General features: G+C 60.2%; 20 protein-coding genes. 7 read left to right on the forward strand and 13 right to left on the reverse strand.

Going from position 1 to position 19224, the window contains the following annotated elements:
* Positions 1–133 precede the first annotated feature (133 nt).
* The 3 genes from NW852_RS11310 to NW852_RS11320 form a co-directional block, all read right to left on the reverse strand.
* A complete protein-coding gene (locus NW852_RS11310; protein WP_414366488.1) occupies positions 134–322 on the reverse strand; it encodes a DUF4089 domain-containing protein in 189 nt (62 codons plus the stop codon).
* 100 nt (positions 323–422) lie between these two features.
* Positions 423–1004 carry a hemerythrin domain-containing protein gene (locus NW852_RS11315; protein ID WP_414366487.1) on the reverse strand — a complete coding sequence of 194 codons (582 nt, stop codon included), beginning with the start codon at positions 1002–1004 and terminating at the stop codon, positions 423–425.
* A 136-nt stretch (positions 1005–1140) separates the two neighbouring features.
* Positions 1141–2013, reverse strand: a complete 873-nt coding sequence (locus NW852_RS11320; protein ID WP_414366486.1) for a tRNA (5-methylaminomethyl-2-thiouridine)(34)-methyltransferase MnmD — start codon at positions 2011–2013, stop codon at positions 1141–1143.
* A 136-nt stretch (positions 2014–2149) separates the two neighbouring features.
* Here NW852_RS11320 and accD point away from each other — a divergent pair, with 136 nt between their 5' ends.
* The 3 genes from accD to NW852_RS11335 all read left to right on the forward strand — a co-directional run bounded on the left by accD (position 2150) and on the right by NW852_RS11335 (position 4535).
* The gene (gene accD / locus NW852_RS11325; RefSeq protein ID WP_414371978.1) at positions 2150–3094 is read left to right on the forward strand and encodes an acetyl-CoA carboxylase, carboxyltransferase subunit beta; all 945 of its coding nucleotides are present in this window, start codon (positions 2150–2152) and stop codon (positions 3092–3094) included.
* A gap of 290 nt (positions 3095–3384) precedes the next feature.
* Complete coding sequence (locus NW852_RS11330) at positions 3385–3759, forward strand: STAS domain-containing protein (RefSeq protein ID WP_414333076.1); 375 nt, start codon at positions 3385–3387, stop codon at positions 3757–3759.
* Between the two features lie 77 nt (positions 3760–3836).
* A complete protein-coding gene (locus NW852_RS11335) occupies positions 3837–4535 on the forward strand; it encodes a class I SAM-dependent methyltransferase (RefSeq protein WP_414371981.1) in 699 nt (232 codons plus the stop codon).
* Here the strand turns inward: NW852_RS11335 and NW852_RS11340 are convergent.
* Entirely contained in the window at positions 4532–6721 is a 2190-nt protein-coding gene (locus NW852_RS11340; protein ID WP_414371983.1) for an NAD-binding protein, read from the reverse strand. The two genes, NW852_RS11335 and NW852_RS11340, sit on opposite strands and share 4 nt — an antisense overlap.
* 402 nt (positions 6722–7123) lie before the next feature.
* Here NW852_RS11340 and NW852_RS11345 point away from each other — a divergent pair, with 402 nt between their 5' ends.
* Together NW852_RS11345 and NW852_RS11350 are read left to right on the forward strand one after the other, a co-directional pair.
* The gene (locus tag NW852_RS11345) at positions 7124–8176 is read left to right on the forward strand and encodes a Fe(3+) ABC transporter substrate-binding protein (protein WP_414371985.1); all 1053 of its coding nucleotides are present in this window, start codon (positions 7124–7126) and stop codon (positions 8174–8176) included.
* 187 nt (positions 8177–8363) lie between these two features.
* On the forward strand, positions 8364–10082 hold the full coding sequence (locus NW852_RS11350; protein ID WP_414371987.1) for an ABC transporter permease: 1719 nt from the start codon (positions 8364–8366) through the stop codon (positions 10080–10082).
* 50 nt (positions 10083–10132) lie between these two features.
* Here the strand turns inward: NW852_RS11350 and NW852_RS11355 are convergent, their stop codons facing one another.
* The 8 genes from NW852_RS11355 to NW852_RS11390 all read right to left on the reverse strand — a co-directional run bounded on the left by NW852_RS11355 (position 10133) and on the right by NW852_RS11390 (position 16207).
* A complete protein-coding gene (locus tag NW852_RS11355; RefSeq protein WP_414365549.1) occupies positions 10133–11077 on the reverse strand; it encodes a F0F1 ATP synthase subunit gamma in 945 nt (314 codons plus the stop codon).
* 60 nt (positions 11078–11137) lie between these two features.
* Positions 11138–12658, reverse strand: coding sequence for a F0F1 ATP synthase subunit alpha (gene atpA, locus NW852_RS11360; RefSeq protein WP_414365550.1), 1521 nt, complete (start codon positions 12656–12658; stop codon positions 11138–11140).
* 61 nt (positions 12659–12719) lie between these two features.
* Positions 12720–13268: an ATP synthase F1 subunit delta gene (gene atpH, locus NW852_RS11365; protein WP_414365551.1), complete on the reverse strand. Its 549-nt coding sequence runs from the start codon at positions 13266–13268 to the stop codon at positions 12720–12722.
* 19 nt (positions 13269–13287) lie between these two features.
* Positions 13288–13848 (reverse strand): F0F1 ATP synthase subunit B, encoded by a 561-nt coding sequence (locus NW852_RS11370; protein ID WP_414365564.1) that lies wholly within the window; start codon positions 13846–13848, stop codon positions 13288–13290.
* 35 nt (positions 13849–13883) lie between these two features.
* Positions 13884–14357 carry a F0F1 ATP synthase subunit B' gene (locus tag NW852_RS11375; protein ID WP_414365552.1) on the reverse strand — a complete coding sequence of 158 codons (474 nt, stop codon included), beginning with the start codon at positions 14355–14357 and terminating at the stop codon, positions 13884–13886.
* A gap of 87 nt (positions 14358–14444) precedes the next feature.
* Positions 14445–14690, reverse strand: a complete 246-nt coding sequence (gene atpE / locus NW852_RS11380; protein WP_011430931.1) for an ATP synthase F0 subunit C — start codon at positions 14688–14690, stop codon at positions 14445–14447.
* A gap of 213 nt (positions 14691–14903) precedes the next feature.
* The gene (gene atpB, locus NW852_RS11385; RefSeq protein WP_414365553.1) at positions 14904–15650 is read right to left on the reverse strand and encodes a F0F1 ATP synthase subunit A; all 747 of its coding nucleotides are present in this window, start codon (positions 15648–15650) and stop codon (positions 14904–14906) included.
* 5 nt (positions 15651–15655) lie between these two features.
* Positions 15656–16207, reverse strand: coding sequence for a hypothetical protein (locus NW852_RS11390; RefSeq protein ID WP_414371991.1), 552 nt, complete (start codon positions 16205–16207; stop codon positions 15656–15658).
* A 354-nt stretch (positions 16208–16561) separates the two neighbouring features.
* Here NW852_RS11390 and NW852_RS11395 point away from each other — a divergent pair, with 354 nt between their 5' ends.
* Both NW852_RS11395 and NW852_RS11400 read left to right on the forward strand, forming a co-directional pair.
* On the forward strand, positions 16562–17137 hold the full coding sequence (locus NW852_RS11395) for a DUF3177 family protein (protein WP_414365555.1): 576 nt from the start codon (positions 16562–16564) through the stop codon (positions 17135–17137).
* Positions 17134–17448 carry a hypothetical protein gene (locus tag NW852_RS11400; RefSeq protein WP_414384914.1) on the forward strand — a complete coding sequence of 105 codons (315 nt, stop codon included), beginning with the start codon at positions 17134–17136 and terminating at the stop codon, positions 17446–17448. The genes NW852_RS11395 and NW852_RS11400 overlap by 4 nt, the downstream gene beginning before the upstream one ends.
* 13 nt (positions 17449–17461) lie before the next feature.
* Here the strand turns inward: NW852_RS11400 and gpmI are convergent, their stop codons facing one another.
* On the reverse strand, positions 17462–19054 hold the full coding sequence (gene gpmI, locus NW852_RS11405) for a 2,3-bisphosphoglycerate-independent phosphoglycerate mutase (RefSeq protein WP_414365557.1): 1593 nt from the start codon (positions 19052–19054) through the stop codon (positions 17462–17464).
* Positions 19055–19224: the final 170 nt, after the last annotated feature.

A 19224-nucleotide genomic window follows, 5' to 3' on the forward strand; every position in this document is an offset into this window, starting at 1 on the left:
TTGAGCTGGGGATCCCGCTGGCGAATCCGCTCCAGACAGGCGGCCACCACTGCCTGGGCGCTCACGGATCCCTGGCAGACGGCCCTGGCAATCGCGAACCCGTCGGCGCTGCCGAGAAGAGGGGGATCCGGGGTCATGGCTGGGGGTTGAAGGTAGGATCTGGCTCAACCGTCGGTGGCAGCGGAAACTCCAGTACCTGTTGAGCAAGGGGCAAAAAGCGGGCGAAGTTTGCGATCACCCCCGCTCGATGGTCGGGATGCAGGGGCAGTTGCAGCAGTTGGGCCATCGAGTCGACGTAGATTTCGGGATCCCAGGGTTGCATCGATTCAAGGGGTCGGCTGGGGAAAAGGTACCACAGGCCAGCTTGCCAAAACCAGCAGAAAGTTACCCAAGGCAGAATCCAAAGACAAGACCGTCCTCGGTTAAGGGGTGGCCGTCGACGCCGTGCTACCTGGCGGGGGCCAAAGGCGTTCGCGGGGCAAGACAGGGCGAGTCACGGCCTGCCGCTCCCATTCCTCTAAATTGAGGCGACGACCGGCAGAACTGGGGGCACTGGCCTGCAGGCGCTTGCGGAACAGGCGCAACTGCTGCTGCTCGGCGGCGGGAGAAACATGCTGGGCAAAGAGGGGATGCAAGAGCTTCTCTTCCTGCTCAAACTGGGCCCGCAACTGCCGATAAAAATGAAGGGCAGCAGAGGGATCCAACTGCTGCGGCTCACGCTCCGCCTGGTGCAAAAAGCGGGTCAACTCCGGGATCTGATCCCGCAACTGTTGCTCCAGCCCATTGACCTGGCTGCTGAGCTGGGGATCCGCTGCCAGAGCCGTCCTGAGCAGCGGGTAGAGGACATGGCGCTCCAATTGAATGTGGCGGGAGAGGCGCTGCCGCAACCTTTGCACCCAGAGACGCCGCTGCTCCAGATCCAACTCCGAGGCCCGAGAGAGACGAGCCAAGAACTGCAGGATAACCCGGTGCTGTTCGGCACAAAGGGCAACCAGTGTAGACATAGCAGTTCCCTGGAGAAAAAGCTTTATCTTAGCTTAACTTTGTCAAGAGACAGCAGCGTGCGTAAGGGTACGGGACTGGTGCAGGTGTCTTGGCTACACCCCGACAGCAACCCCGGCAAAAGCTGCCCTCCGGTTGCTAGGCTTGCACAAGCCAGCGGCGTTTCCAGGCGGAAGTGGGCTCAAGGGGTGAAGTTTGCTGTTCCTGCTGGCGCTGCAGCCGAATCTGGGCTCTGTCTCCCTGCAAGGTGGGATCCCGGTAGGGCACAGCGGCGCGGGTTTTCAGGTGCTCCCGCTCCATGGGGGAGAGGGGCGGCAGGTGATCCGGTTGGGGTGAGGCCACCGTGCCCGGCCAAGGGCGACCCACCGGCGGCGTCGAGCCAATGAAAAGCCCCGCCTCCAGCAAGGCTGCTCGCACCGCCGCCGCACAGGAATAGGTGGCCAGGATCCCGCCGGGGCGGATTCGCGCCGCCACTGCCCGCAAAAAGTCCACCGTCCACAGCTCCGGGCAGACGGAAGGGGAGAAGGGATCCAAAAACACCGCATCCGCCCATCCCAGCGGCACCTGGAGCAGGGTTTGGCGGGCATCTCCCCACAGCAGCGTTCCGCGCCAGCGCGGCGATTGCCAGGATCCCTCGTTGATAAAGTGTTGCCACTCCTGGCTAAAGCTCCAAGTGGATCCCACCCCCACCTGCCAGGCCTGGCGGGGCACCTGCGGGGAGCGCTCTAGGCCAATAACTTCTACAGGGCAGTCGGGCCGCACCTGCCAGATTGTCTCCAAGGCCAGGCCAGAGTTGTAGCCAAGGCCAAAGCAAATATCCAAAAGACAAATGGGATCCTCCGGATCCCGCTCCAACGGCAGCCGATCCAGCCGGCAAGGGCGGACGAACTTCTCCAGCGCTTCCTGAGCGGCGCCGCTGACGTTGTGAAAAGCCTGCCCAAACTCCTGGGAGAAAAAGGTCAGGGATCCATCCCCTGTGGTCAACACCTGCCACTGGGTTTCTGCGGTCATGGCTACTGCAAGTTTCTATTTCCAGCTTGGCGATTCTTTGATAGCTTGAGAACGTTAAGATGAGTTTCGCAGCTCACCGGCAGGGCTTGTAGATTCGGCTCTGGCCATCCCTAGCTAGGGGGGTACCTCAGCGGCTATGTCTTTACTGGATTGGTTTGCCGAGCGGCGCAAACAGACTTCTCTCAACTTGACAGGCAGCAGCCCCTTCGACAAAGAGCGGCAAGTGCGAGAGATTGCCGACGGCCTCTGGCAGAAGTGTCCAGCTTGCGACGCTCTCACCTACAGCAAAGATCTGCAGCAGAACTGGCAGGTTTGTCCAAGCTGTGGCTACCACCATCGCATCACAGCCCCGCAGCGGCTGGAGCAGCTTTTGGATCCCGGCTCCTGGCAGCCCCTCGACGAGCACCTGGCCCCCACCGATCCGCTGCACTTTTTCGACCAAAAGCCCTACGCCGAGCGCCTGGCCGCCTACCAGGAGCGCACCCAGCTCAAGGATGCCGTCCTGACCGGGTTGGGCACTCTGGAAGGGATCCCGGTGGCGATGGGCGTGATGGATTTTCGCTTTATGGGCGGCAGCATGGGCTCAGTCGTAGGCGAGAAGATTACCCGTCTCACCGAACGCGCCACCTGCGATCACCTACCCCTGATCCTTTTTTCGGCCTCTGGGGGAGCCCGTATGCAGGAAGGGATCCTCAGCCTGATGCAGATGGCCAAAACGGCAGCCGCTCTGCAAAGGCACCGCGAAGCCGGCCAGTTGTTTATCTCCGTGCTTACCCATCCCACCTATGGGGGAGTGACCGCCAGCTTTGCCATGCTGGGAGACTTGATCCTGGCCGAGCCAGGCGCCCAGGTGGGGTTTGCCGGGCCCAACGTTATTGAGCAAACCATCGGCAAGGGCAAGCTCCCCGAAGGCTTCCAGACGGCTGAGTACTTGCTAGCCCACGGGCTCATCGACGCAATTGTGCCGCGAACCGAGCTGCGCAAGCGCTTGGCCCAGTTGCTGGCCATGCACCGACCCCGCTTGCACATGTCCCTTGCCGCGTTCGATTCGACTTACGCCCTCGATCCCGCCAGGATCTGAGACGGGAAGTAAAGGTTGGATCCCTCTGTCTGCAGGCGGAGCAGTTAGCTCCCCTCTCCCTTTGGGAGAGGGGCCGGGGGTGAGGGATTGCTCCCTGGCTGAAGAGGAAGGGAGGGTAGCTGCCTCAACGGCACAGCGCGCCTAGATCCGGCAGACAATCTCAACCAGTGGGAAGTTGCCATGGCAAAGAAGGATACCCTCTCTGTTTGCAGAAGAGGGATTTTCTGCCGAGGGGGTCATAGCAGCAACCGATGGTGCTAAGGTGGGGCATGAGGTCTTGACTGGAAGCAATGGATTTTAAGCTACGCATCCGTACCGCCGAAACTCCGCAAGGGCAACAACTGGCGATTGTGCCGTTGGAAGGTCGCTTTGACGCCAAGGTCGCTTCCGAAGTGCGGCAGTTGCTGCAGCAGGTTTTGGATTTTGGTTACCACAACCTGTTGATCGACATGTCGGCGGTTACTTTTATGGATAGCTCCGGCCTGGGGGTGCTGATCTCGGCCTTGCGCAAGTGCCGGACTGCCGGCGGCAACCTCAGCCTCTGTTGCGTTCCGGAAAGCGTCGCCCTCGTCCTCAGCCTCACCTCGATGGAGAAGGTCTTGACCTGTTTTGACGACCTGGAGACGGCCATCGCCAACTTCTCCACCGCTTCCTCTGCTCGCTAGGCCGACATTTTGAGTTGCTGCGATGCCCTGCCTACGCCTCTGACTTTGTTCCCAGGATCTGTTGAGGATGCTCAGCCATGACCCAAGCTGGCCTCGATACCTTTCAGCTCCTTTACCAGCACCACCGTGGCCCCAGCTTTTGCGAGCGCATGCTGGCTACTGCTCCTGGCCGCTTCAATGAGACCTTTTGGCAGTTTTGGCAGCAGCATGTTGAGCCCTGCTTGCCCGCTGCGCCCTGCCTGCTGGATCTGGGAACGGGGCCGGGGTATGTCCTCCGGCAGTGGGCCCAGCGCTACCCCGGCGGACATTTCATTGGCGTAGATCTAATGCCCTACATGTTGGAGCGGGCAGCGGCAGACTTGAAAGGCGTCCCTGGCCTTCAACTGCTGCAGGCCGATCTCCACGATCCCCATTTGCCCCTGCCAGATGGCAGCGTTGACGCGGCTCAGGCGGTGGTGGTGATCCACGAGATGGTGCAGCCGGTGCGCCTGTTGCAAGCGGTGCGGCGTCTGCTCAAGCCAGGGGGGCGGTTTTTGCTGGTGGACTGGGTGCGCGCCCCACTTAGCCTCTACTTCGATGCGGCCACAGAAGCCCAACTGTTTCAGCTGGAAACATCCCTAGACACCTTGGTGGATCAGTTTACCCACTTCTACGAGCACAACCGCTTCAGCGCTGAGGACTTGGCCTGGCTGTTGGAGAAGGTTGGCTTGAGAGTGGTGGCGCAAGAGCTCTACGGGCAAAATCGCTTTGTGCGCCTTGTGGCGGAAAAGCCCTAGAGGACTTCAGGGATCCGCTGCTCGGCCTGCACCTGGGCAAACACCTGCACCTCGGTGCTCATTTTGCGCAGTTGGCGGGCCAACTTAATGGCCTTGTCGCGGGGGAGAGGGGGGCTCACCACCGCCGGCAGGCAGCGCAACAGCGGCTTCAGGGCCGTCTTGGGCAGCCGCGCATAAAACGCCAAGGTGGAGAGGATCTCGTCTTCAAAGTAGGGGTTGCGGTATTCCAAAAGCCGCACTTGATAGAGTTCCGGCGGCAGAGGGCGTCCCTGGGCCAGGCGAATCAGGGATCCCACCGTCCCCATCACGTATAGACGATCCCCCCGCTTCAACAGGGTCTCGCCCTCTTTCTGCCAGATCTTGGGAAAAACACAGGGCCGGCCCGGTCGGGAGTGATGCAGCAAGATCGCCAGGTCGTAATCCTGGGCCAGTTGCCGTAGGGATAGCCCCAGGTAAGGGTCATGGGCCGAGACCTCCAGCAGCGTCACCAGCAGCGTTTCCCCGTCCCAAGTCAAGGTGCCGTAAACGGATCCCACCAACGCTGCCGTAGCAAAAGCCCGCGCCCCCAGGGCCGTGGTGCTGTAGCTGGTTCCCAGCGTCTGCAGATGCCGCTGCATCCGCGCCGCCAGCTCAGGATCCGTGACCCGCAAAATGGTGCGGATCCCAGGTTGCAGGCTGTGGGCGGTCAGGGCGGTCTCGAGGTTGGTGAGATCGTCAGGCGTCGTGCAGATCAAAGAGCGGCTGCTTTGGATGCGAGCCTGTTGCAGCGTGCTGGCCAAGGCGTAGTTGCCCCGGATCACCACCGCCCCCTCCCGTTCCGTCGCCGCCAGCAGGGGATTGTCGCTGTCGGGCTCCACAACCACCACCTCATAGCCCATTTGCCGCAACAACTGTAGCACCAAGTAGCTCAGCCGTCCCAACCCCGCGATCACCACGTGATCCGCTTTGGGCATACGGGCGGCCCGGCCCAAGCCAAAGCGGCTGCTCACCAACTTGTCGGTCACCAATCCGTAGATCAACCCCACCAGGGCAGCCCCCACCAAGGTCATGACCACCGCCACCACCTTCACCCCTAGAGGGGTCTCCGCCTGCTGAAAAGCCTCGATGTCCCCATACCCCCCCGTCAACACCACGATGGTCAGCAACAGCCCGTCAACCACGGATTTGCCGATAGCTCTAAAGTTAAGGATCCCCAGCACCAGCATGGCTCCCAAGGTGAAGGTGAGGGTGCGCACGATGGGCTTGACCTGCAGCAGTCCCTGCAGGCTTCTGCGCAGCCAAGATAGGAGCTGCCTGAACGAGTTGCCTCGCTGTTGTTGTCGTTTGTCTTGCACCTGTCCGCTGGCCCAGCGTTGTGCCCGCGAAGAGCCGCGCCGCCCGTTGCGCTCCAACAGGTGCAGATAGGATCTGGGGTCGCAGATCACCAAAATGCGATCCCCCTCCAGCAGCTCTGCCTCGTGGTCGAAATCGTCGAAAACCCGAGACTCGGAAAAGTCGGACAGCCCGTCCACCGGGTAGTGAAACAGCACCCGCGCCCGAAAGGTTTCCTCCAGTTCCGAGAGGGGCATGTGCAGCAGACGGGAGTTGTAGCCGATGGTCAGCTCCACCACGTTCCAGAGGGTGGTCTCTTGGGGAGCGCCAAAATAAAGCGGATTCGCCAGCTCCGGCGGCAGCGTGGCCGGCTGAGCCTCTAACTGGGGCAACTCGAAGTAGCCGACAAATTCGTCCGAGACAGCTTTCAGAGCAAAGGCCGGCGCAGCCAAGGCAGCCACCGACAGGGAAAAATGCTGCGGCAAAATCGAGTCCAGGTAGCGGGCAAGGCCGGTGTTAAACAGACGAGAGACAATGCGCACCTGCGGGTTGAGATCCCGAATCAAGAGAGCCAGCTCGAAGTTGGCTTGGTCGTTGTCCTCCACAAGCAATGCCACCTTGATCCGCTCGATCCCAGCCTGGCGCAACACCTCCGGCTGATGGGGATCCCCCTCTAGGTATTGCCACTGCTCTTTTAACAAAGAAGGCCGCGGGCCGGGAGCCACCACCACCGCGCGCTGTCCAAAGTCTTCCAGAATCTGCAGCGTCAACGCTGCCAAGTCGTTGTAGCCACAGACCAGGATGAAAACACCCGGATCCCGGCCATTGTCCTGCAGTTGCTCATCCAGCCATTGATGAGAAAGGGATCCCACCATACTCCACCACCTACCCTGCTCCCTTTATACCCAAGGCAGGTCTAGAACCCCGCCCTACCCAAAATATTCCGGTAAGGGATCCCCTTGCCCGGCCAGCCGCGATGAGAAGCGACCTTGGCTCTTGTTTCCAGCGAGAGTTGGCGGATCTTGGGCCAAACGGTTCAAAGATGAGAACGACTCCCAACAGCTTGACTCGGTACTTAGGATCCTCTATCATTGCCCCAGCGCCAAGTTCTTGAGTAAAAATCTCAATAAGCTTGGCCTAGAGAAGGGTCAAAAGGCCGGCATTTGAGGGAACTGCCCTGATTTCAGGGAGGGGGTTTTCAAGTGCTTTCTCGGGTAAAGGCATTGCTGACTGGGTCAATGCAGCAGCCTTTCTTGAAATGTTTTTGAGTTTAGGAGTTGGGTATGCGCTTATCGCGACGGCAATTGGTCAGTGGAGCCGCGCTGGGATCGGTGGCCTTGGCGGCAGGCTTGCTGGGGCGTCCGGCCCGCGGTGCCAACCGGGAGGTGAACCTCTACACCTCTCGGCACTACAGCACTGATGAGGAATTGTACGAACTTTTCAAACAGAAAACGGGCATTACCGTCAATTGGGTGCAGGGCAACGCCGATGAGATTGCCCAACGTATCCGCAGCGAGGGAGCCAACAGCCCTGCTGATATCTTCATGACGGTGGATGTGGCCCGGCTGTGGCGCGCCCAGAACGAAGGCCTGTTTCAGCCCATCCAGTCCGAGACGCTCTCTAAGAACATCCCGGAATCGCTGCGGGATCCGGAAGGCTACTGGTTTGGCCTAACCAAGCGGGCGCGGGTGATCATGTACAACAAAGACAAGGTGGATCCCAAGGAGCTCTCCACCTACGAAGATCTGGCCAACCCCAAGTGGCGAGGTAAGGTGCTCACCCGCTCCTCCAGCAATGTGTACAGCCAATCTCTGACGGCTTCCATTATCCTGGCGCACGGGATCCCAGAAACCGAACAGTGGGCCCGCGGCTTGGTGGCCAACTTTGCCCGCCCGCCGGAAGGGGGAGACATTGATCAAATCAAAGCCGTGGCCGCTGGCGTGGGGGATGTGGCCCTAGCCAACACCTACTACCTGGCGCGTTTGATCAAATCCGACAATCCCGAAGATCGCGCCGTAGCGGAGAAAATCGGCATCTTCTTTCCCAACCAACAGGATCGCGGCACCCACGTCAACATCAGCGGCGCCGGAATTTTGAAAACAGCTCCCAACAAAGAGGCCGCCATCCAGTTTCTGGAGTTCCTCTCCGGCCCAGAGGCGCAGGCCATCTTTGCCCAGAGCAACAACGAATACCCGGTGCTGCCGGGGGCGGAGATCGACTCGGTGGTGGCCAGCCTTGGCACCTTCAAGGAAGACACGATCAACGCCGCCAGCATTGGCCGCGTTACCCCCGATGCTCTAAAAGTGATGGATCGGGCCGGTTGGCGATGAAAAGCGCCGGGGCTGCCAAGAGCTTTCTTCTTGGCTCCCCGGTTGCAGCCCCAAAGCAGGATCAAGTCCCAAGTTTGAGTCTTGAGACTTAGCTTCTTTGTTTTTTCCTAAGATTTGCCTGACAATTGGGAAACAGTACGGTGAAGAAAAAGTTTTTGCCAGCTCTCAGGGATTTCAATTGCAATTGATGGAAAAGTTAGCTTGGCTAAGTCTGGGTAAACGCTTTGACCATTCTCTCAAGAGAGCTTGGACGCGCTGGTTCAGCGGTTGGACGTTGCTGACCTTAGCCCTGACGGGCTTAATTTTGATTCCCACTCTGACGGTTCTCCTCAGCCTTTTTGCTGATGAGCGGCAGGTTTGGGAGCACTTGACCGACACGGTCTTGGGGCTGTACGTGCACAACAGCCTGCTGATGATGGTGGGGGTGGCGCTGGGAGTCATCCTGGTGGGCAGCGGCACTGCCTGGCTGGTGACAATGTGCGAATTCTGGGGGCGGGCCTGGCTAGAGTGGATGCTGGTGTTGCCCCTGGCGGCTCCTACTTATGTGTTGGCCTACGCTTACACTGACTTTTTGCAAGTAACCGGCGGCTTCCAGACCTGGCTGCGGCGGGTTACCGGCTGGGGGATCGGCGACTACTGGTTCCCCAACATTCGCTCCTTGTGGGGGGCGATCCTGCTGCTCGTCCTCACCCTCTACCCCTATGTGTATCTCTCGGCACGGCTGGCCTTCCAGGAACAGTCGGTGGCCTGTTTGGAGGTGAGCCGCTCCTTGGGCTACGGGCCGTGGGCTAGCTTTTTCCGGGTGGCCTTGCCCTTGGCCCGGCCGGGGATCGTGGCCGGCTGTCTGCTGGCTTTGATGGAGACCCTGAACGATTTCGGCACCGTCAGCTATTTTGGGGTCGATACCTTTACTACCGGCATCTACCGCACCTGGACAGCTCTGGGCAATCCGGTGGCAGCAGCTCAGCTTTCAGCGCTGCTGTTGCTGTTGGTGTTGCTACTGATGGCCCTGGAGCAATTTTCCCGCCGGCGGGCGCGCTACTATCGCCAAGGATTCAAGCCAAACCCAAGTCGTTATCCCTTGCACGGGATCCGGGGGGTGGGAGCGTGGCTGGCCTGTGGGATCCCGATTGGGCTGGGCTTCGTTATCCCTGCCCTGATCCTGCTCCATATGACCCTGCGCCAGGGGGAGTTGGGCCGCCGCTTTTGGAGCTACGCCCAGAACAGCTTCCTCCTGGCCACGCTCACAGCAGTGATTGCCGTTTCGGTGGCGGTGGTGGTGCTGTACGGTTTGCGGCTACAGCGGGCCTGGGGCCTGCGGCTGGCGGTGCGGCTATCTTCCCTGGGCTACGCGCTACCGGGCGTGGTGATTGCAGTAGGAGTTCTGATTCCCCTGGGGCAACTGGATCAACTGCTGAGCTACTTGCGGCAGGCGCTCTTTCAACAGCCGCCCGGTCTGGTGATCAGCGGCACTATTGTGGCGTTGGTGTTTGGCTATCTGGTGCGCTTTTTGGCGGTGGCTCTGTCCACCGTCGAGGCGACGCTAGCGCGCATTCCTCCCAGCCTGGACGAGGCAGCCCGCAGCTTGGGGCAGGGATCCCTGGGCACCCTGTGGCGGGTGCACCTGCCCCTGATGGGAGGCGGGATCCTGGGAGCGATGCTGCTGGTGTTTGTAGATGTGATGAAGGAGCTGCCGGCCACGATGGTGTTGCGGCCCTTTAACTTCGATACCTTGGCCGTCCACACCTACCGCATGGCTGCCGACGAACGCCTGGCCGAGGCCGGCGCCCCCGCCTTGGCGATTGTCCTGGTGGGGATTTTGCCGGTGATCCTGCTCAACGCCCAGATAGCCCAGCGACGCAATCTAGGCTCCTCAAATAAAACGTCTCCCTACGTCCTTCCCTAACTCCCCTCTCCCAGAGGGAGAGGGGTTGGGGGTGAGGGTGGGAGAGAAGTTCATAGGGCCTCAGCTCCGGCAACGACCTCCAGGATCTCCTGGGTGATAGCCGCCTGCCGAGCTTTGTTGTAGGCAAGGCCCAGTGTGCGGATGAGTTCGCTGGCGTTGTCGCTGGCATTGTTCATGGCCGTCATGCGGGCCGCCAACTCGCTGGCCGCTGCTTCCTGCAAAGCCCGCAACAACTGGTTGTTCAAGTACAGCGGCAGCAGCGCGTCCAAAATCTGCACCGGATCCTGCTCGAAGATCATGTCTGGCGGCGGGGCTGAGACAGGAGCAACGATCTTGCTGCGCTCGACCGTGAACTCTCCCCCCCGCACCAGCAGGTTAAAAATCTCGTCGTCGCGGGCAGCCAGGCGCGTGGGATCCAGAGGTAGCAGCGATTGCACCACCGGACGGGAGCTAATCAGCGAGACAAAGCGGGTGTAGATCAGCTCCACCTTGTCTACTTTCTCGGACAGGAAAGCGGAGAGGAGCTGATCCCCTATTTGCGCAGCTTCCGCCGCCGTAGGAATCTGGGACAAGTTCACGTAGGTCTTGGCAATGGGAGCGGAGCGGCGCTGAAAATACTGCACCACCTTGCGGCCCACCAGGTAAAGCTGCACTTGCAGCCCCGTCTGCTGCAGCTCGCGCACCCGCTCCTCGGTGCGCTTGATAACGTTGGCATTGTAAGCACCGCACAGGCCCCGATCCCCAGCCACCACCAACAGGCCCACCGTTTCAATGGGCCGCTGCTTCAGCAGAGGCAACTCGACATTTTCCAGCCGCAACCGCGTTTGCAGCCGATAGAAAACCTGGGCTAGGCGGTCGGCAAAGGGACGGGTGGCCATCACCTGCTCCTGGGCCCGTCGCACCCGTGCTGCCGCCACCAGGCGCATGGCCTCTGTAATCTTGCGGGTATTTTTCACCGCCTTGATGCGATCGCGAATCCGCTTTAGGTTTGCCATAACCGATCCCCTCTGCTGTGGTTACTGGATGGGGATCCCCAAAGCAGGGATCCCCGGCAACTAAGCCGCCTTGGCCAGGAAGCTCTGTTTGAACTCCGTGATGGCGGTTTTCAAGATCTCTTCCGCCTCTTCAGTGAGTTGCTTGGTGGAGAGGACGATCTCGCCATACTTGGGATGGGTGGTGCCCAAGTAGGACAGCAGGCCCTGCTTGAAGCTGGAGACTTTCTCCACCGGAATGTCGTCCAAATACCCCCGCGTCCCGGCGTAGATAATCGCCACCTGCTGATCCAAAGACAGGGGCGAATATTGCGGCTGCTTGAGGATCTCCTGCAGCCGTTGGCCGCGGGCCAATTGCTTCTGGGTGGCCTCGTCCAGATCAGAGGCAAATTGGGCAAAGGCTTCCAGATCCCGATATTGCGCCAGTTCCACCTTGATCGAGCCGGCCACTTTCTTCATCGCCTTGGTCTGGGCCGCCGAGCCGACGCGGCTGACAGAGATGCCAACGTTGATGGCGGGGCGAATACCGGCGTTGAACAGATCCGACTCCAAGAAGATCTGCCCATCGGTGATGGAGATAACGTTGGTGGGAATATAGGCCGACACGTCGTTGGCCTGGGTTTCCACAATCGGCAGCGCCGTCATGGATCCCTCGCCCAGCCGGCTGTTCAGCTTGGCCGCCCGCTCCAGCAACCGCGAGTGCAGATAGAACACATCCCCTGGGTAGGCTTCCCGACCGGGCGGACGCCGCAACAGCAGCGACATCTGCCGGTAGGCCACCGCCTGCTTGGAGAGGTCGTCGTAGACCACCAAAGTGTGCTTACCCTGGTACATAAAGTACTCGGCAATGGTGGCGCCACAATAGGGGGCCAACCACTGCAGCGGTGCCGGGCTGTCAGCGCCGGCAGCCACCACAATGCTGTAGTCCATTGCCCCTCGCTCGGTTAGAACGCCCACCACCTGGGCGATGGTGCTCTGCTTCTGGCCAATGGCTACGTAGATGCAGATCACATCCTGCCCTTTCTGGTTCAGGATCGTGTCCACGGCAACGGTGGTCTTGCCGGTTTGGCGGTCGCCGATGATCAGCTCCCGCTGCCCCCGCCCGATGGGGATTAGAGCGTCAATGGCGGTGATGCCGGTTTGCAGGGGCTCGTACACGGAGCGGCGATCGATAATGCCGGGGGCCGGGGACTCAATGAGGCGCGTCTCGGTGCAGTGAATCGGCCCTTTGCCGTCGATGGGGTTGCACAGGGGATCCACCACGCGGCCCAGCAGGGCTTCGCCCACCGGGATGCTGGCAATTCTGCCCGTGGCTTTGACGGTGGATCCCTCTTGGATGTTGCGCCCGGAGCCAATCAGCACCGCGCCGACGTTGTCTTCCTCCAGGTTGAGGGCAATGCCCACAGTGCCATCTTCGAACTCCAGCAGCTCGCTGGCCATCACCTTCTCCAGGCCGTAGATGCGGGCAATGCCGTCTCCCACCTGCAGGACGGTACCGACATTGGAGATCTGCATCTCCTGGTTATACTGTTCGATCTGCTGCTTGATGATGGTACTGATCTCGTCTGGGCGAATCGTAGGCATAGCAGTCCTCTCAACGGAATAGGAAGGGATCCAAAATTATTAAGGAAAACGTTGGGCCAATTTAGGCCAACTGCAGCGCCAGCCGACGCAACTGGCCGCGCAAGCTGAGGTCGATCACCTGGGAGCCGATCTTGATGATCACCCCACCCAGCAGTGTGGGATCTTGGGCAATCTGGAGCTCCACACCCCTGGCCTGCGTGAAGTCTCTTACCCGCTCGCGAATCGACTGCTGTTGCGCTTCCGTCAGGGGTACCGCCGTGGTCACCTCGGCCAGGACGATATTTTGGAGCTTCCGCTGCAGCTCCAAGAACCGCCGGCAGACGGCCTCGAGGAACATGATACGGCGACGGTCGCTCAACAGCTTAAGAGCGTTCAGCAGCAGGGGGTGGATCTGGTCGGCAAACACCTGCTGCAGCAGGTTTTTCTTGGCTTCCGCCTTGATCAGGGGGCTGGCGAGGAATTGGCCCAGCTCCGGCGTGGCCTGCAGAACCGCGGCCATGAAACGGATGTCGGCCTCAAAGGTATCCATTAGCCCCTGAGCAGAGGCAAGAGAAACCAGGGCTTCGGCGTAGGGATCGACCACCTTGGCGGCCATGGTGCGGCTGATCATGCTTTTCCCTTCCTCCTCCTTAGCGGGCAATCATCTGGATCCCTTGTTCAATCAGGCGCTGGTGAACCTGCTCGTTGAGGTGCTGCGGCAGCTCCTGCTCCACCTTGCGCAGGGCTTGGCGCACAATCTGGCGGCGCAGCTCCTGGACAATTTGCTCTTGTTCGGCAGAGAGGTCCCTTTCGGCGTTGGCGCGCAGCCGCTCGATCTCCCGCTCCGCCTGCTGCAACAGCTCCTGCCGGCGGGCTTCCGCGTTGGCCTCCGCCTGTTTGCGAATGCGCTCCGCCTCCTGCTGAGCCTGCGCCAGCTTTTGTTGTTCCTCCGCCAGCCTCTCGATCGCCTCCTGCTTGCGCTGCTCCGCCTGGCGCAGCTCCTCGAGGATACCTTCTCGCCGCTTGGCCAGAGCTTCCCCCACCACCCGGCGCCCCAAAATGTACAGCAAGGTGAGGATAATGGCGATGTTGATTAAGTTGCTTTCCAGAATCGCATCCAGGATCCCCTTTTCTGCAGAACCCTCAGTGGCTTCCGTAACCGGCTCGGCCACGGCCAAAAGCCAAGCGGGCACCAGGCTCCACACCAGCATCACGCGCTACTCCCAAGGAATGTTCAACCGGCTACTTAACGGGCGCTGCCCAACAGCTTCTCGGTGATCTGGGCAGCAATGGTATCTACTTGCTGCTGCAATTGTTGGAGGGCCGCCTGTTTCTCTTGCTCGATCTGCAGCCGCGCCGCTTCCAGCTTGGCTTGCATCTCCGCCTGTGCCGCCGCTAGCTTCTCCGCACGGATGCGGGCTGCAGCCGCTTCCGCCTCGGCGATCACCTGCTGCGCCTGTAGGCGGGCCTTGCCGATCTCAGCCTCGTACTGGCGGGTCAGAGCCATCGCCTTGTCCAACCACTCCTGGGCCTCCGCCTGGGTGGCGCGGATGTAGTCGTTGCGGCTGTCGATGACCCGAGTAACCGGCTCGTAGAAGAGGGAGTTGAGCACGGCCACCAGCAGCAAAAATTGGACGGCAATGATGGGCAAGGTGGCATCCAGATCGAAGAGGCCATTTTTCTCAGCCACTTCGACGGCCAACAGGGTTGAACAGATCATGGGCTCCACCACCAGAAACGGGATCTGAGATCGAGCAAGAAAGGGGGCAAGACCCCAGCTCTCGGCCTGGGCCGCCCCCAGAAGGCATTAAGCGAAGGGGTTGGCGAACAAGAGCACCAGCGCCACCACCAGGCCATAAATGGTCAGCGCTTCCATGAAGGCCAGGCTAACCAACAGGTTGCCGCGGATTTTGTCTTCTGCTTCCGGCTGACGGGCCAGCCCTTCCATAGCGGCGGCGGCAGCATTCCCCTGGCCCAGCCCCGGGCCCAGGGATCCCAGGCCAATCGCCAGAGCAGCAGACAACACAGAAGCAGCAGAGGTTAACGGATCCATAGTGAGATGCTCCTTGTCAGTACAAAACAAATTGTTGGCAACAGCGCCTTTTGACTTTGAGGTGATCTGGCCTGAGTAGCCGAACCGATCGCCTCTTTGTCGGTGGCCTCTCGGCCCCAACAAACCTTACCAGAGAAGGGATCCCTTGCAACGACCCATTGGAGAGATTTTGAGAGCTGGGCCCTGAACTCAGCGGTTGGCCCAACTCCTGGGTCAATCGTGGTGATCCCCTCCCCCGTGACCTTCCAGCGCCTCTCCAATGTAAGCAGCTGAGAGGGTGGAGAAGATCAAAGCCTGAATGGCCCCCGTAAATAGAAATAGGATCATCACCGGCACCGGGATCAACAACGGCACCAGCAACACCAACACCGCGATCACCAGCTCCTCTGCCAAGATGTTGCCGAACAGACGGAAGCTCAGCGAGAGAGGCTTGGTGAAATCTTCCAGGACATTGATGGGCAACAGAACTGGCGTGGGCTCGATGTACTTCTTAAAGTAAGCCAGCCCACGCTTGCTAATGCCGGCTACAAAATACATAACACTGGTGAGCAGTGCTAAGCCGGCGGTGGTGTTGATGTCGTTGGTGGGAGAGGCCAGCTCTCCTTCCGGCAGGGGAATTAGCTTCCAGGGGAAGAGGTTGCCCATCCAGTTGGAGACAAAGATGAACAAGAACAAGGTGCCAACATAGGGCACCCAGGGCCGGAAGTTTTTCTCACCAATCTGGGCACGGGCAATGCTTTGGAGAAACTCCAGGGTGTACTCGATAAAGTTTTGCAGACCAGCGGGCTCCCGCTGCAGTTGACGAGTCCCCAACAGCACCACGGTCAAGATCAGGGCGATGGCAATCCAACTGGCAATCAAAACTTGCCCGTGAACGGTGAATTTGCCCAGGTGCCAATAGAGGTGATGGCCGACCTCAAGTTCTGCTAGCAGAGGAGGAGAGGAGAAGAACAGATTCATGAGCATCACACAGAAGAAGACGAACGGGTCAAGGTCTGGACAAGATAAATCAGCAGGGTGACCTTATAGGTCATGAACCCCAAGAAAATGGGCAAAACCTGCAAAGACTTCACCTGGGTGGCCAGGACGATCAACCCGACAAACAAAGCCAAGCGCGTCACGCCCAGCCGGCTGCGACTTTTGCCCAGTTCCGCGACGCCGCGGCCCAGCATGCGCAGATAGACTACGCCAACGATTGCCCCCAGCAAATAGTTGGCAGCCACCGCCAGTGAGTAAACCAAAGCCACCCCCACCGCAATGGCTAGGCTCACCCCCAGGGTGACCAGCGCCAACCATAGCTGCAGCGCTTCATAGCTCCTGCCTGCCGTGGTTGCCTTCTCCCCCAAACCCGCTTTGCCCGGCCCAAGCGACGGCTGCGACGCACTCTGGCAGTCCAGACCCGCCTTCTGCTGGGGCGGAGGCGGCGCCTCCTCTAGGGGCGGCAAAGGCTTGGGCTTCCACGGGGTCGCCTTCCAACGGGCAGGACTGTGGGAGAGGAGTCGGGAAGAACGTGCCATGGGAGTGAGGTCACCACCTCTGAGGATCTGGCCTTAACCCAAAATAACACGACTAAGTAACAATACTTAACGAGTTGGGCCGGGCCAGGACGGGATGGAACCTTGCAACTATCGCCTCGAAAGACAACTAGCCCTTCGACAGACGGAGATGTTCCTTTAAGAATCTACCACCTTCACGGATTGACAACGGCAAAAATGGAAAACTTTCTGAAAGCCCTCGGATGTAAAGTTTTGCCTGGGGTGGCCGAGAAGCTGCAATGTTCTGTTACCTCCTGTTGTTTTGAGGTGGATCCCGCCGACCCTGCCGCTCTATATACTATGGGGCAGTGAGAACAAAGGGCGAGGACGATCCCCGTGAGTTGGCTGGTCAAGGCAATCTGGGTGGACTACAGCTTGGCCGTGGCGCTGACGGTGCTGCTGCCGTTGGCTCTCCTAATTTGGGCTTTTGCGGTGGGGTTACGTCCTCTGATTCAGCTCTTGATCGTTTATTGGCGGGTGTCCAGCCTCTTGGCGGTGACGGTGTATTTGATGATTGGTGGCCTGCCCATCAGCTTCTTGAGCGGGGCGATGGCGCGGCTCTTGATCCCGGTCTGCCTGTGGTTCTGGCAGGATTGGAGCACTGCTCTCAGGCAGTCGAGAAGCTGGGCGGCACGAGCTTTTTTGCTCTGGCGGTGGGCTGTAACCGGTTACATGGGGGCCGGGATCCTCTTTTCGGGAGCCTTCGTGCCTTGTGCCTTCCGGGCTTCTCTGTCGTCAGAGTGTCGAGCTTGGTTTGAGCCGCCGCTGGGGTTTCGAGAGATTTTCCATCCCAATGTGCCGCCGGAGCTGCTGGGGAGCGTGGGGGCTTGGGGCTTGGTGGCCTACCTGCTCTACAGCGTTTACTTTGTCTGGCGGCTGCGGCCCGGTGCAGACAAGGGGGAGCTGGCATGAGTGCTCTGCCCTGGCCGCTGGCTTTGGAGCGCTACAGCCAGGCTCATCCCCAGGAAGTGCTGCGGGTGGAGGTAGAAAGCGAGGGAGAAGCTGATTTGGTGCTAATCTACCGCGGCTACAGCAGCTCCCTGCGGCGGGCCACGCCCCCCGATCCGGAAGTGGCGGTGATCCCCCCCCAGGCTCGCTTTTTGCAGCTGGAGCGCCTGAGCGCCCCTTATCACCCTGAGCGCTCGCAGGTTTTGGCCCTCTACCGCAACTGGGAGGAGCTGAAAGCTTGGCTGGCCCAGGCAGGGATCCCAGTGGCCGAGTGAGCAATTCCCGGTCTCAGCGCCCTACTGGACTGGGCTGGCGCTGCAGGATGGTGTATTCTGCCGGCTGCAGAAGAGATTGCCCTGTCATCTCTGGCGGCTGAGGTAGGCCTAGGATCTCGAGCAGGGTGGGGCCGACATCGGCCAGGGTGCCGCCAGAGCGCAGCTTGACATCGCCACCGCGACCAGGGATCTTGCGCTTTTCCCCCTCCACCAGAATGCAGGGCACGGGGTTGGTGGTGTGGGCGGTCCAGGGGTTGCCCTGCTCGTCCCACATCAGCTCCGCATTCCCGTGATCCGCCAAGATTAAGGTGGTACCCCCCGCATCCGCCACCGCCGCCAGCAGACGGCCCAGGCAGCGATCCACCGTCTCCAGCGCCCGCACGGTGGCCTCGAAGTTGCCGGTGTGGCCCACCATGTCGGGGTTGGCGTAGTTGAGTACCACGAGGCTGTATTCGCGGCGGGCGATAGCTTCTATTGCCTTGTCGGTCACCTCCACCGCCGACATCTCCGGCGCTTGGTCATAGGTGGCCACCAGCGGGCTTGGCACCAAGATGCGATCTTCGCCGGGAAAGGGCTGCTCGATACCGCCGTTGAAGAAGTAGGTGACGTGGGCGTACTTTTCCGTCTCGGCAATGCGCAATTGCTTGAGGCCGGCCTCGCTCACCACTTGGCCCAGCAGGTGATCCAGGTTCTGGGGCTTAAAGAGCACCTGCACCGGCAAGGTCGGATCGTATTGCGTCATGGTGATGAAGGCGAGATCCGGAATCAGACGGCGCTGGAAACCGGAAAAGTCGGGGCAGACGAAGGCTTGGGTAAGCTGGCGGGCGCGATCCGGGCGGAAGTTGAAGAAGATGACTGCATCTCCCGGCTGCACCGCCCCCGGAGCCAGGCGAGTGGGTGGGATGAACTCGTCCGTGAGATCCTGGGCATAGAAAGCTTCCATCACCTCGGCGGCACTACGGCCACAGCCAGGGCCATCTTCTGTCATGATCTCGTAGGCTTTTTGGGTGCGCTCCCAACGGCGATCCCGATCCATGGCGTAGTAGCGGCCGCTCAGGGTGGCAATGACGCCATTGCCCAGCCATTGCAGCTCTTTTTCCAGGGCGGCCAGAACCCTGGCCCCGTCGCGAGGCAAGGTATCGCGGCCATCGGTGATGGCGTGGACATAGGCAGGGATCCGCGCCTGGGCCGCTAGTTTCAGCAAGCCGTAGAGATGGTCGATGTGGGAGTGAACCCCCCCCTCAGAGCAGAGACCAATGAAATGAAAACGGCCCCCCTGCTCCTTGAGCCGATGACAAACCTCCACCAAGAGGGGTTCCTGGAAGAGGGATCCCGTCTCGATGGCGTCGCTGATACGCACCAACTCCTGCGGCACCACCCGCCCCGCCCCGAGGGTCAGGTGTCCCACTTCTGAGTTGCCCATTTGCCCTGACGGCAGGCCCACGGCTCGCCCCGAAGCTTGAAGCAGAGTATGGGGGTAGGTAGCCCATAGGCTATCCACAACAGGGGTTCGGGCGGCCAGGACAGCGTTGCCATCAGGGGCCTCGCGATAACCCCAGCCATCCAGGATTACCAGAACCACAGGTGCCACCGATTGTGCATCCATGAAATGGCCTCTCGTTTTTTAAGACATAATACCAGCCCCGGCAACGCGGAAAAGCCTTCGGGTGACTTGAGTCACTCACCAATGTTTATGATGTTGTAATCTTAAAATCGATAGGCAAGCTGCCATAAGTATTTATACATATCTGCACAGACATCTATACAGATAAAACG

This window comes from Synechococcus sp. H60.1, from assembly GCF_047462335.1.
Lineage (GTDB): Bacteria > Cyanobacteriota > Cyanobacteriia > Thermostichales > Thermostichaceae > Thermostichus.

Coding starts and splice junctions, on each gene's coding strand:
- NW852_RS11310 (WP_414366488.1), bottom strand. CDS start 322: ATGCAACCCTGGGATCCCGAAATCTACGTCGACTCGATGGCCCAACTG.
- NW852_RS11315 (WP_414366487.1), bottom strand. CDS start 1,004: ATGTCTACACTGGTTGCCCTTTGTGCCGAACAGCACCGGGTTATCCTG.
- NW852_RS11320 (WP_414366486.1), bottom strand. CDS start 2,013: ATGACCGCAGAAACCCAGTGGCAGGTGTTGACCACAGGGGATGGATCC.
- accD (WP_414371978.1), top strand. CDS start 2,150: ATGTCTTTACTGGATTGGTTTGCCGAGCGGCGCAAACAGACTTCTCTC.
- NW852_RS11330 (WP_414333076.1), top strand. CDS start 3,385: ATGGATTTTAAGCTACGCATCCGTACCGCCGAAACTCCGCAAGGGCAA.
- NW852_RS11335 (WP_414371981.1), top strand. CDS start 3,837: ATGACCCAAGCTGGCCTCGATACCTTTCAGCTCCTTTACCAGCACCAC.
- NW852_RS11340 (WP_414371983.1), bottom strand. CDS start 6,721: ATGGTGGGATCCCTTTCTCATCAATGGCTGGATGAGCAACTGCAGGAC.
- NW852_RS11350 (WP_414371987.1), top strand. CDS start 8,364: ATGGAAAAGTTAGCTTGGCTAAGTCTGGGTAAACGCTTTGACCATTCT.
- NW852_RS11355 (WP_414365549.1), bottom strand. CDS start 11,077: ATGGCAAACCTAAAGCGGATTCGCGATCGCATCAAGGCGGTGAAAAAT.
- atpA (WP_414365550.1), bottom strand. CDS start 12,658: ATGCCTACGATTCGCCCAGACGAGATCAGTACCATCATCAAGCAGCAG.
- atpH (WP_414365551.1), bottom strand. CDS start 13,268: ATGATCAGCCGCACCATGGCCGCCAAGGTGGTCGATCCCTACGCCGAA.
- NW852_RS11370 (WP_414365564.1), bottom strand. CDS start 13,848: ATGCTGGTGTGGAGCCTGGTGCCCGCTTGGCTTTTGGCCGTGGCCGAG.
- NW852_RS11375 (WP_414365552.1), bottom strand. CDS start 14,357: ATGATCTGTTCAACCCTGTTGGCCGTCGAAGTGGCTGAGAAAAATGGC.
- atpE (WP_011430931.1), bottom strand. CDS start 14,690: ATGGATCCGTTAACCTCTGCTGCTTCTGTGTTGTCTGCTGCTCTGGCG.
- atpB (WP_414365553.1), bottom strand. CDS start 15,650: ATGAATCTGTTCTTCTCCTCTCCTCCTCTGCTAGCAGAACTTGAGGTC.
- NW852_RS11390 (WP_414371991.1), bottom strand. CDS start 16,207: ATGGCACGTTCTTCCCGACTCCTCTCCCACAGTCCTGCCCGTTGGAAG.
- NW852_RS11400 (WP_414384914.1), top strand. CDS start 17,134: ATGAGTGCTCTGCCCTGGCCGCTGGCTTTGGAGCGCTACAGCCAGGCT.
- gpmI (WP_414365557.1), bottom strand. CDS start 19,054: ATGGATGCACAATCGGTGGCACCTGTGGTTCTGGTAATCCTGGATGGC.